The organism is Sporosarcina pasadenensis, from assembly GCF_047228845.1.
GTDB lineage: Bacteria > Bacillota > Bacilli > Bacillales_A > Planococcaceae > Sporosarcina.
Genome location: NZ_JBFEGM010000001.1, coordinates 501,855 through 514,103, shown reverse-complemented (window position 1 = coordinate 514,103; position 12,249 = coordinate 501,855). Strand labels below are relative to the sequence as shown.

Genomic DNA, 12,249 nt, shown 5'->3' with positions numbered 1-12,249 from the left:
TTGAAGATAAAGGCAAAAAAGCGCCTTTATTTCAAGCCCTCCAGCGCTTGTCGGGGCTAAGCAAGCGCCATACGCTTTTCTAGTGTCCAGCTTCGGCGGCCAGGCACTTGGGTCATAAGCCATCACAGCTGTGCGGCAAAAAGCGCCGCTTCGCTGTGCTGTCTTATGCCTGTCGCACCTAGGCAGGCCGCCTACGCATTTCATTGAGAGGAGGTGACTATGTTGTCAGTACTAGACCGTGTAACGAAAGTTGTTGTCGACCGTCTTGGTGTCGATGAGAGCGAAGTAAAACCTGAAGCTTCTTTCAAAGACGATCTCGGCGCAGACTCTTTGGATGTCGTTGAGCTTGTTATGGAATTAGAAGATGAATTCGATATGGAAATTTCAGATGACGATGCTGAAAAGATCGGAACTGTTGGTGATGCAGTGAAGTATATCGAAGAAAAAGTGAAATGATTTTATTAGCATTCCGAAAAAATGGGCACGTAACTATATAACGTATTTCCCTTGAGATGCTTTCAACCTTTCATACGATACGAAAGGGATGAAAGTATCTCTTTTCGGTTTTGCATGTATGGCGTGAACAATGTAAAATTAAAAGGACTACGAAGTGAAAGGCAGAATCTCGATGAATAATAAACGGAATGTAAAAAGTAAATATCCTACAGTCCCTCTTCCTAGCGAGGTGCGTAAAAAATTTGAAGACTTGCAAATGAGTCTCGATATCCACTTTAAGGATGAATCGCTCCTTTATAATGCATTCACGCATTCGTCCTATGTCAATGAGCACCGTCGGAAAAATTTTACGGATAATGAAAGGCTCGAATTCCTTGGAGATGCCGTTCTAGAATTGGGTGTTTCACGTTTCCTTTATGCGACTGAGCCTAATATGAGTGAAGGCGAGTTGACGAAATTGCGCGCTGCCATCGTTTGTGAGCCATCGCTCGTCAAATTTTCGAATGAACTGCACTTCGGTGATTTCATTTTGCTTGGCAAAGGTGAAGAACAGACTGGCGGAAGATTGCGTCCGGCATTGCTTGCAGACGTATTTGAAGCATATATCGGCGCTTTGTTTTTGGATCAAGGCATGGAACCGGTCACCCGATTCCTTGAAAAGGTTGTATTCCCGAAAATTGGGGACGGTGCTTTTTCGCATGTGATGGATTATAAAAGCCGCTTGCAGGAAATCGTGCAACAGACGAACAGTGGCAGCTTGAATTATGAAATTGTCGAAGAGAAGGGTCCTGCGCATGCGAAAAAGTTTGTCACCGTCGTTAGATTGGAAAATCGTGAACTTGGTACCGGAATCGGAAGATCGAAGAAAGAAGCCGAGCAGGAAGCGGCCCGTCAAGCCATCCAAGTATTAAAAGGAAATGAGGCCGAAGGGGAGAACTGATTGTGTTTCTAAAAAGAGTTGAAATTATCGGGTTCAAATCATTTGCCGAACGGATCGGCATCGATTTCGTCCCGGGTGTAACAGCCATTGTAGGACCGAATGGCAGTGGGAAAAGCAATATCACCGATGCAATTCGTTGGGTGCTCGGAGAACAGTCTGCCAAATCCCTTCGTGGTGCAAAGATGGAGGATGTCATTTTTGCGGGAAGTGATTCCCGCAAGCCGTTAAATTATGCGGAGGTGACATTGATCCTCGATAATTCGAATGGACTCTTCCCGCTCGACTACACGGAAATCAGTGTCAGCCGCAGGGTATTCCGTTCGGGGGAAAGCAATTATTTATTAAACGGGCAACAATGCCGTTTGAAGGATATTAATGATGTCTTCATGGATTCCGGGTTAGGAAAGGAAGCTTTTTCAATCATATCCCAAGGACGTGTCGACGAAATCCTGAACAGCCGGCCGGAAGATAGAAGAAGTATTTTCGATGAGGCCGCAGGTGTGTTGAAATATAAAACACGCAAAAGGAAAGCGGAACATAAGCTGTTCGAAACGGAGGATAATCTAGATCGTGTCCTCGATATTCTTAAAGAATTGGATACACGAATTGGCCCGCTTGAAAAGAACGCCGAAGCGGCACAAAGACATCAGTTACTGTCAACTGAAATTAGAGATGCCGATGTTCGGCTTCTAAATTATGATGGTTCGAAATTACGTGACGAAATCATTAAGAAAACTACACTGATCGAGGAAAAACAGATCCAACGTGAGCAGTTGCTAGCGGAGATTGCACAAGTTGAAAAGCAATCCAATGAGGGAAAGAGGCAGTTGGCACAAATCGACCGGAATATTGAAACGCTTCAACAGCAATTGGTTGAAATTAGTGCTGAAGCTGAAAAATGGGAAGGCCGCCGACTATTATCGCTTGAAAAACAGAAAAATACAGAGCAGCACTTGAAGAGGATTCAGCAAGAGTTGGCTGACGCTCGTCGGGATAAAGAAGAACTGATTGTCAAATTGGCGGCTGCAAAAGAGAAATTGGCCATTACCGGAGCAAGCTTGGAAAAGATCACTTCGGAAATGAATGAAATTGCCCAAATTCTGAAAAGGTCTGCCAAAGAGACTGAGGCGGAAATTGACGAGTTGAAGTCATCCTATATTGAGATGCTGAACGAAGAAGCGACAATCAGAAATGATTTGAAGCATATCGATGAACGGATGCAAGGGGAAAAGACATCTTCTGTCCGCATTTCAGAACAAACTACCGTCTTGAAAAACAAACTTCAAGAGCTAAAGGATAAGAGATCTATCCAGTCGGGTGAGCTCTCCTCATTGCAAGAGAAAAAAGAGAAAGCAGAGACAGCGTTCAAAAGGTCCGAAAATCTTTACCGCGAAGCGGAAGAGGAACTGGTAGTACAGCAGCAGTTTATGCAAAATGCAATGAACAAGCAATCGGAAATGCAAGGGAGGCTTCGTGTACTTCAAAGTTTAGAGGCGGATTTTTCAGGCTTCTATTCAGGTGTCCGAGCCGTCCTCATTGCTGCCAAAGAAGGCAGATTGCGTGGTGTGGATGGGGCTGTTGCAGAGCTGATAACAGTTGGCGACCCTCATATTAAGGCAATCGAAACGGCATTAGGCGGCGCGATGCAGCATATTGTCACATCGACAGAAGTGGAGGCGCGGAATGCGATCGGTTATTTAAAACAGAAGAACGCTGGCCGAGCGACATTTTTACCACGTGATGTCATCAAGTCTAGAAATCTTCCAATCGCATCTCTCCGTATTGTTCAACAGCATCCCGAATTTATCGGAACGGCTGATCAGCTTGTGCAGACAGACTCCGCATTTTCGAACATCATTGAAAACCTACTCGGAATGACAATCGTCGCAAAAACGTTGGCCGGAGCTTCCGCTATCGCAAAATTGCTCGGATATAAGTTCCGCATCGTCACACTCGACGGTGATGTCGTGAATGCTGGCGGTTCCCTGACCGGCGGTGGTGCAAAAGGGCAGTCGACTGTATTTTCGAGAAAAGCGGAGTTGGAGATGCTAAGTGCACAACTTTCGAAAATGTCGACCTCGATTAAAACGGCAACTAGCAAAATCGCCGAATCGAAAATGTCTGTCGCCCAGCATATGCATGATACAGAAAAGTATCGGCAACTAAGGGATGCAGTCAGACAGGAAATGGTTTCTGTAGATTCTGTATTACGCGAACTGGATATGGAAATTAGAACGATAGAATCGGAAATCTCGTTAGCTGAAAAAGGAATTGCCGGCTCTGAAAACGTAGGTGCAGAACTGCAAAGCAGGAAAAAGAAATTGCTTGAACGGCACGAAATGATCAAATCAACATTGAACGCCACTCAAAACGAAGTTGAAACACTTGAACGGCTGGCTGCGAATCGACGGAATGAGGAAGCGGCGTTGATGACCAAGAATAGTGAGCTCCGGGAACAGGCTGCCATCCTTCGGGAACAGAAAGGGCACCAGCAGTCTTCAATTACGGAAATGGAGCAATCGCTCAGTCAGTTGGAACAGAAAGTTTCCGCGCTGGAGGCTGATCGGGCAATATATGCCGAGCACGAGATGGGTATCGAACTTACGCCAGAGGAAATTGCGGACCATATCGATAAATCAGTGACAGAAAAGTCAACGATCGAACAATCATTATCAGCTGAGCGAAAGCAACGGATCCGAATGGCCGCTGAACTCGAAAAACAGGAAGGGCTATTAAAAAATCTTCGCCTCGATGAGGGGAAGGCAGTCTCTTCATTGAATGAAATAAATGTCGCAGTTTCGCGTCTTGAAGTGAAATATGAATCAATCACAAATCGCTTATTGGACGAATATGGCCTCTATCCTGATTTTGAATCGAAGGGCGACTTTAATGTGGAAACCACAAGGAGTCGGGTTGAACAACTGAAGAGCGAAATCGAGTCGCTCGGTTCAGTCAATCCGAGTGCAATCCAGGAATTCAAAGAAGTGTCAGAGCGCCATGCATTTTTGACTGAACAGCGGAACGATCTCCTGGAAGCGAAAAATACGCTGAACGAAGCGATGTCCGAAATGGATCGTGAGATGGAGATGCGCTTCAGTACGACATTCAACGCGGTAAGAAATAGGTTCCATGCTGTCTTCAAAGAAATGTTCGGTGGCGGAGATGCCGATCTTATCCTTACCGAGCCTGACAATTTGCTTGAAACAGGTGTTGAAATCGTCGCGAGGCCTCCTGGCAAAAAGTTACAGAATCTAAGCCTTCTGTCAGGCGGCGAAAGGGCGCTCACGGCAATTACATTACTGTTTTCAATTATTGAAGTGCGTCCTGTCCCATTCTGCATTTTGGATGAAGTCGAAGCGGCGCTCGACGAAGCGAATGTCATACGCTACAGTAAATACTTGAAGAAGTTCTCGAACAATACCCAATTCATCGTCATCACACACCGGAAAGGGACGATGGAAGGGGCGGATGTCCTGTATGGAATTACGATGCAGGAGTCGGGAGTCTCGAAGCTGATTTCCGTAAAGCTTTCTGAAGTTCCCGCCGAAGTGTTAGGGTAAGGATGAATAGTAAAGAAAAGGAGAGAGTCGGATTGGCTTTTTTTAAGAAACTGAAAGAGAAGATTACGGGAACAAATGAAACGGTAACTGAAAAATTCAAGGATGGTCTTTCGAAGACCCGGAATTCATTCACATCAAAAGTGAATGATCTTGTCGCGCGCTTCCGCGAAGTCGACGAGGAGTTTTTTGAAGAGCTTGAAGAGCTGTTATTGCAGGCGGATGTCGGCGTCGAAACGGTCATGGAACTTGTCGACCAACTAAGATGGGAAGTTCAAAGGAAAAATATTAAGAGTACAGAAGGTATCCAATCGGTCATCTCCGAAAAACTTGTGGATATATATAAGGATGGAGAAGAACTAGACACCGATTTGAATATGCAAGATGATTTGACTGTCATTTTGATGGTAGGTGTCAACGGTGTAGGAAAAACGACGACGATTGGAAAGCTTGCAGCACGACTCAAAGACGAAGGAAAGACCGTCATGCTCGCGGCGGGAGATACATTCCGTGCTGGAGCGATCGATCAGCTAGTCGTCTGGGGCGAACGTGTCGGCGTTGAAGTGATCAGGCAATCGGAAGGGTCTGACCCGGCCGCTGTCATGTACGATGCGATTCGGGCAGCAAAAAGCCGCAAAGTGGATGTGTTGATTTGTGATACTGCCGGCAGACTGCAAAACAAAGTGAACTTGATGAATGAACTAGAGAAAGTTCACCGAGTGATCGGCAAGGAGGTTGAAGGGGCGCCTCATGAGGTCCTTCTCGCACTCGACGCGACGACTGGTCAAAATGCCTTGATCCAGGCGCAGACGTTCAAAGAGGCGACGAATGTCACTGGAATCGTCCTCACCAAGCTTGACGGAACAGCAAAAGGCGGAATTGTTTTAGCGATCCGCAATAAACTCAATATCCCGGTCAAATTTGTCGGTCTTGGAGAAGGTTTGGATGACCTGCAACCATTCGATCCGGAAAAGTACGTATACGGACTCTTTGCAGATGGTCTAGAAAAGGAAGCACAAGAATAATCAAGACAAGTAAAATTACTTGACAGTTCAATTCCGGCATACTAAGATTATCAGAGGGGGCGAAGCGCAATGCTTGAAAAAACGACACGCGTCAACTTCCTCTATGATTTCTATCAGACACTGTTGACCGAAAAACAAAGGGTTTACATGCAGCTCTATTACCTTGACGACCTATCCCTTGGCGAGATAGCCGAAGAATATGGAGTGTCGAGACAAGCTGTCTATGACAATGTCCGAAGAACGGAAGCTATGCTGGAAGACTATGAAGAGAAACTGCAGCTTTTCTCCAAATTCCGGAAACGGATGGAGATTATCGATAAGCTTGAAAACCTTGTGCTCGGAAATGATGACGCATCCGCAGAAGTACGGATGCTGTTGAACGCATTGAAAGATCATGAATAGGGGGTTCTATGCATGGCATTTGAAGGTTTGGCCCAGCGCCTGCAAGGGACGCTTCAGAAAATAAAGGGCAAAGGTAAGATTAGTGAAGCCGACGTCAAGGAAATGATGCGTGAAGTGCGCTTTGCACTTATCGAAGCCGACGTCAACTTGAAAGTCGTAAAAGAATTTGTTAAGACGGTAAGTGAACGGGCAGTCGGTCAGGACGTTATGAAGAGCCTGACACCCGGCCAGCAAGTTGTAAAAATCGTTAAGGATGAATTGACGAACTTGATGGGCGGAGAGCAAAACCCGATCCAATTTGCAAGGAAATCGCCGACAGTCATCATGATGGTCGGCTTGCAAGGGGCAGGGAAAACGACAACAACAGGAAAGCTCGCAACAGTCCTTCGTAAACGCCATAATAAGAAGCCGCTCCTCGTGGCGGCCGATGTTTATCGTCCAGCGGCAATCCAGCAATTGGAGACGCTTGGAAAACAATTGACGATGCCTGTTTTTTCAATGGGCACGGATGTCTCTCCGGTTGAAATTGCGCGCCAAGCGCTTGTAGAAGCTGAAAAGGAGCATCACGATGTCGTCATCATCGATACGGCGGGGCGCCTGCACGTAGATGAAAATCTTATGCAGGAATTGAAGGATATCCGGGAATTGAGCAAACCCGACGAAGTGTTCCTCGTCGTAGATGCGATGACCGGACAGGATGCCGTCAATGTGGCGAAGTCATTTGACGAAGCGATTGGCATAACAGGCGTCGTATTGACAAAGCTTGACGGCGACACACGTGGCGGTGCGGCGTTATCCATCCGCTCCGTTACACAGAAGCCAATCAAGTTCGTCGGTATGGGAGAGAAAATGGACGCGTTGGAACCTTTCCATCCTGAGCGGATGGCATCCCGGATCCTAGGGATGGGCGACGTCATGTCTTTAATCGAAAAGGCGCAGGAAAGTGTCGACGAAGAAAAGGCGAAGGAGCTTGAACAAAAGTTCCGCACGCAAACTTTCACGCTCGATGACTTCTTGGATCAGCTCCAGCAAGTGAAAAAAATGGGTCCTCTTGATGAAATATTGAAGATGATGCCAGGCTTCAATAAAATCAAAGGGCTTGAAAACGCCCAAGTCGATGAAAGTCAGATGGGACGCGTTGAAGCGGTCATCCGTTCGATGACAACAGCAGAACGCACAACTCCAGAAATCATCAATGCGAGCAGGCGAAAACGAATTGCAAAAGGGTCTGGGACTTCCATCCAGGAAGTGAACCGCCTATTAAAGCAATTCGAAGAGATGAAGAAGATGGTCAAACAAATGACCAACATGCAGCAAAAGGGCAAAAAGAAGATGAAAATGCCTGGTTTCGACTCTTTATTTAGGTAATTTTTAATTTTGATTCTAGGAAGCTTCTTTGATTGAAGCGAAAGGCGGCGACTCCTGCCAAAGCCGTAACGAAGAACGGCTTTTGCGAGTAAAAGCGTAGCGTTACGAGCAGGCTGCCTTAATTTCTGCAAAAGGCGCAGAAATACGGCAAATCGAACCCTGCGCTGTTCGATTGGCTGAAGCCATGCCGGCGGAAAGCGTCCGCCTGTAGCGGAAATCAACGCAATTTTAAGGTGTTAAGAAAAAACACTTTACAAACATGAAAAACCTTGATAATATACTATCTTGTGTGAAACTATTCGGAGGTGCAAGAAAAAATGTCAGTAAAAATTCGTCTTAAACGTATGGGAGCAAAGAAAACTCCTTTCTATCGTATTGTTGTAGCAGATTCACGTTCACCACGTGATGGCCGTCAAATCGAAACAGTAGGTACTTACAACCCACTTACAAAACCTGCTGAAGTTAAAATCGATGAAGAGTTGGCTCTTAAATGGCTTCAAAATGGTGCTAAACCTTCTGATACAGTTCGTAACCTGTTCTCAGAACAAGGCATCATGGAGAAATTCCATAACGCTAAATACGGTAAATAATCAGGAGGGGTGGACATGAAGCAGCTGATTGAAACGATTGTCAAACCTTTGGTCGATCATCCCGGAGATGTTCAGGTCGACAAAGATGAGCAACATCATCGTGTCACTTATAAACTTTCCGTTAACCCTGAAGATATGGGGAAAGTGATCGGAAAGCAGGGGCGTGTCGCTAAAGCGATACGAACTATTGTTTATTCAGCAGCAGGAAGTCGCCACGGTAAGAAAGTTTACCTTGATATTGTTGATTGATCGACGTATGCCGATCATGAACAAAAGGTTTCTAAAAGCAGGCCCAGAGCTTGCCGGGAAACGACACAAAAAAGGGGGGAGCTCATGTTCCTTCCTTTTTTGTCTACTTAAGAAATGCATCCATGTCCCTAATAAAAAGGAAGGTGTATTGTATGCAATGGTTCAACGTTGGAAAAATTGTCAACACACATGGAATATTCGGTGAAGTGCGAGTCATCTCACGCACTGATTTCCCGGAAGAAAGATATGCTGTCGGTAATGAACTTTCATTATTCATGCCCAATGAAAAAAAGCCGATTAAGTTGATCGTAGCAAGTCATCGACGCCACAAGAACTTCGACCTTCTAACATTTGAAGGACATATTAATATCAATGATGTCGAAAAGTACAGGGACGGCATATTGAAAGTCTCCGAGAAGCAGCTTGGGAAACTGGACGAGGGAGAATTCTACTACCATGAAATTATCGGCTGCGCTGTTTATACAGACGATGGAGAAGAAATCGGTGAAGTGACGGAAGTACTGGCGACCGGTGCCAATGATGTATGGACCGTGACTCCGAAAACGGGAAAACCTCATTATATCCCTTATATCGACGATGTCGTCAAAGAAGTCGATGTGGAGAAGAAGATAATTATCATCGAGCCGATGGAAGGACTGCTTTCATGATGAAAATAGACGTCCTTTCACTGTTTCCTGAAATGTTCGAAGGGGTTCTCCACTCCTCCATCATGAAGAAGGCGCAGGAAAACAACGCTGTTTCATTCAAAGTGACCGACTTCAGAGACTTCTCCGGCAACAAGCACCATAAAGTGGACGACTACCCGTACGGAGGTGGGGCGGGGATGGTTTTGAAGCCCGAACCGCTCTTTGCGGCAGTCGAATCACTCGCCCTCGATACGTCCAAAAAGCCACGGGTCATCCTTATGTGCCCTCAAGGCGCTAGATTCGACCAGAGGAAGGCTGAGGAACTTTCCGAGGAAGAGCATCTTGTATTCCTTTGCGGGCATTATGAAGGCTACGACGAGCGTATCCGGGAGCATCTCGTCACGGATGAGATATCACTCGGGGACTTCGTTCTGACGGGCGGGGAAATTGCATCCATGGCAATCATCGACAGCGTCGTCAGACTATTGCCGAACGTTCTAGGCAATACGGATTCCCCTGTCCATGATTCATTCTCAACAGGACTTCTCGAACATCCTCAATATACAAGACCAGCGGATTTCAACGGAATGAAAGTGCCCGATGTCCTGCTATCCGGAAACCATGCCGAAATCGAAAAATGGCGCCAAGAACAATCACTCAGACGCACATTCGAACGCAGAAGAGATCTGCTGGCAGACGCTCCATTAACTGAACATCAACAGAAATTACTGAAGCGGTTAATTGAAGAAGAACATAATTAATAGGGAACTTCGTTGATTGTAGCGAAAGCCGGCGACTCCTGCGGGAACAGCGCGAGCTGAAAGCCCCGCAGGAACGTAGTGACGAGGAGATTGAAGCCGTGCCCGCGGAAAGCGTCCGGCTGTAGCGTAAATCAACTTTTCGGGCTTGCATCAGCCAGCTCTTTATGATAATATCTACTATGTACTTCTATGGGAAGTACATACTGACTGGTGTTCCGCTGCAAAGGCAACAAGTGCAAGAGCATCTGTGGATAAGGAGAGAAAAACATGCAAAACATTATTGCAGAAGTAACAAAAGACCAACTTCGTACAGATCATCCTGATTTCCGTCCTGGGGACACTGTCCGCTTGCACGTGAAAATCGTTGAGGGCACGCGCGAGCGTATCCAGCTTTATGAAGGTGTTGTCATTAAGCGTCGTGGAGGCGGAATCAGTGAAACATTCACAGTCCGTAAAATCTCCAACGGTGTAGGTGTTGAACGTACATTCCCTGTACACACACCGAAAATCGCTAAACTTGAAGTTACTCGTCGCGGTAAAGTGCGTCGTGCGAAATTGTACTACCTTCGCAACCTTCGCGGAAAAGCTGCACGTATCAAAGAAATTCGATAAAATCCAAACAGCGGAGATCAAATCTCCGCTGTTTCTTATTAAAAAGGAGGAGACCAGAAAAAATGGTCTCCTTTCTTTTTGCCTCCATAATGAATAGACTGTACAATAAGGATAGTGACTTGGCAGGAGGCTTTGCGATGAATGAAGAGAAGAAGAAAAATGAAACTTGGGAATGGATCAAAGCGCTTTTAATAGCGTTCGGTTTGGCGGCAATCATTCGGATATTTCTATTCACGCCAATCGTAGTGGATGGCATTTCAATGATGCCGACACTTGAACATGGTGATAAAATGATCGTCAACAAAATCGGTTACACACTCGGCAAGCCCGACCGCTTTGATATCGTTGTATTCCATGCGCCCGAAAAGAAAGATTACATCAAGAGGGTCATCGGCCTTCCGGGGGATAAAGTGGAATACCGGGATGATATGCTATACATTAACGATCAACCTTATGAAGAACCATATCTTGATCAATATAAAGCAGAAATTACAGAAGGTACTTTGACCGAAGATTTCACGCTGGAAGAGAAAATCGGAATGCAGACTGTCCCTGAAGGCCATGTCTTCGTTATGGGCGACAATCGCCGAAAAAGTAAAGATTCCAGACATATCGGAGCAGTACCAATTGATGAAATCATAGGAAGCACAAAATTCGTATTCTGGCCGATCAGTGATTTCGGCATGGTGGAATGAAGAAGGGGATGAACTACAATGACCATTCAATGGTTCCCGGGCCATATGGCCAAAGCAAGACGTGAAGTAACGGAACAATTGAAGCTTGTCGATATCGTATTTGAATTGATTGACGCCCGATTGCCCCTTTCTTCGAGAAATCCGATGATTGATGAAGTCATCCAGCAAAAACCAAGATTGCTCATTTTGAATAAAATGGACCTAGCTGACGAGAAAGAGACGGAGCGTTGGATCAAACACTTCGCATCGCAAGGAATAAGGGCTGTCGCGATAAATTCCTTCGAAGGAAAAGGGCTGCAGACCGTGACGAAGGCGGCAAAGGAAATATTGGCGCCGAAAATTGAGCGATTGAAAAAAAGAGGCATTCGACCTGGGGCAATCCGGGCGATGATTGTCGGAATCCCTAATGTCGGGAAATCGACTTTGATCAACCGGCTTGCTAGAAAAAATATCGCGAAAACAGGCAATAAGCCGGGCGTCACGAAAGCGCAGCAATGGATCAAATTCGAGAAGGAGCTGGAATTGCTTGATACGCCGGGAATCCTTTGGCCGAAATTTGAAGACCAAGCTGTCGGGTATAAGCTTGCATTGACAGGTGCAATCAAAGATACGATCGTCAACATGGAAAACCTGGCTGTCTACGGACTTCGCTTCTTGGAGGAGCATTATCCGGAGCGGCTTGAAAAGCGTTACGGCATTAAAGCTGTAGAAGAGGATATCCAAAAGGTGTTTGATACAATCGGCGAGTCCCGCAAGGCGTATACGCAAGGTGGCGAAATCGATTATGACAAGGTGGCTGATTTGATTGTCCAAGACATCCGCAGTGAGCTCCTTGGCAAGCTAACTTTCGATTTCACGTCAGATCTATCAAAAGAGGCCGATGACGTCACGGAATAGAACCGTGACGATCGGCCTTTTCTTATTGAAGCATTAAAATTCAGAACATC

13 protein-coding genes are annotated in these 12,249 nt (G+C 46.0%); all 13 read left to right on the top strand.

What is annotated here, in order from left to right:
- The first annotated feature begins 219 nt into the window (after positions 1-219).
- Positions 220-456: an acyl carrier protein gene (locus tag AB1K89_RS02615; protein ID WP_252503634.1), complete on the top strand. Its 237-nt coding sequence runs from the start codon at positions 220-222 to the stop codon at positions 454-456.
- Positions 457-628: 172 nt separating this feature from the next.
- Positions 629-1,396 (top strand): ribonuclease III, encoded by a 768-nt coding sequence (gene rnc / locus AB1K89_RS02610; RefSeq protein WP_413053225.1) that lies wholly within the window; start codon positions 629-631, stop codon positions 1,394-1,396.
- A 2-nt stretch (positions 1,397-1,398) separates the two neighbouring features.
- Complete coding sequence (gene smc / locus AB1K89_RS02605) at positions 1,399-4,956, top strand: chromosome segregation protein SMC (RefSeq protein WP_413053224.1); 3,558 nt, start codon at positions 1,399-1,401, stop codon at positions 4,954-4,956.
- A 32-nt stretch (positions 4,957-4,988) separates the two neighbouring features.
- The gene (gene ftsY, locus AB1K89_RS02600; protein WP_413053223.1) at positions 4,989-5,978 is read left to right on the top strand and encodes a signal recognition particle-docking protein FtsY; all 990 of its coding nucleotides are present in this window, start codon (positions 4,989-4,991) and stop codon (positions 5,976-5,978) included.
- Positions 5,979-6,047: 69 nt separating this feature from the next.
- A complete protein-coding gene (locus AB1K89_RS02595) occupies positions 6,048-6,380 on the top strand; it encodes a putative DNA-binding protein (protein ID WP_413053222.1) in 333 nt (110 codons plus the stop codon).
- A 12-nt stretch (positions 6,381-6,392) separates the two neighbouring features.
- Positions 6,393-7,748 carry a signal recognition particle protein gene (gene ffh, locus AB1K89_RS02590; RefSeq protein WP_252503629.1) on the top strand — a complete coding sequence of 452 codons (1,356 nt, stop codon included), beginning with the start codon at positions 6,393-6,395 and terminating at the stop codon, positions 7,746-7,748.
- Positions 7,749-8,065: 317 nt separating this feature from the next.
- On the top strand, positions 8,066-8,338 hold the full coding sequence (gene rpsP / locus AB1K89_RS02585; RefSeq protein WP_060209070.1) for a 30S ribosomal protein S16: 273 nt from the start codon (positions 8,066-8,068) through the stop codon (positions 8,336-8,338).
- A gap of 15 nt (positions 8,339-8,353) precedes the next feature.
- Positions 8,354-8,587 (top strand): KH domain-containing protein, encoded by a 234-nt coding sequence (locus AB1K89_RS02580; RefSeq protein ID WP_252503628.1) that lies wholly within the window; start codon positions 8,354-8,356, stop codon positions 8,585-8,587.
- A gap of 152 nt (positions 8,588-8,739) precedes the next feature.
- Positions 8,740-9,255, top strand: a complete 516-nt coding sequence (rimM, locus tag AB1K89_RS02575; RefSeq protein WP_413053221.1) for a ribosome maturation factor RimM — start codon at positions 8,740-8,742, stop codon at positions 9,253-9,255.
- Entirely contained in the window at positions 9,255-9,995 is a 741-nt protein-coding gene (gene trmD, locus AB1K89_RS02570) for a tRNA (guanosine(37)-N1)-methyltransferase TrmD (RefSeq protein WP_413053444.1), read from the top strand. Before rimM ends, trmD begins: the two co-directional genes overlap by 1 nt.
- 267 nt (positions 9,996-10,262) lie before the next feature.
- Positions 10,263-10,607: a 50S ribosomal protein L19 gene (rplS, locus tag AB1K89_RS02565; RefSeq protein ID WP_252503626.1), complete on the top strand. Its 345-nt coding sequence runs from the start codon at positions 10,263-10,265 to the stop codon at positions 10,605-10,607.
- Between the two features lie 137 nt (positions 10,608-10,744).
- Positions 10,745-11,302, top strand: a complete 558-nt coding sequence (lepB, locus tag AB1K89_RS02560) for a signal peptidase I (protein WP_413053220.1) — start codon at positions 10,745-10,747, stop codon at positions 11,300-11,302.
- 18 nt (positions 11,303-11,320) lie between these two features.
- Positions 11,321-12,199 (top strand): ribosome biogenesis GTPase YlqF, encoded by an 879-nt coding sequence (gene ylqF, locus AB1K89_RS02555; RefSeq protein ID WP_413053219.1) that lies wholly within the window; start codon positions 11,321-11,323, stop codon positions 12,197-12,199.
- The last annotated feature ends 50 nt before the right edge of the window (positions 12,200-12,249 follow it).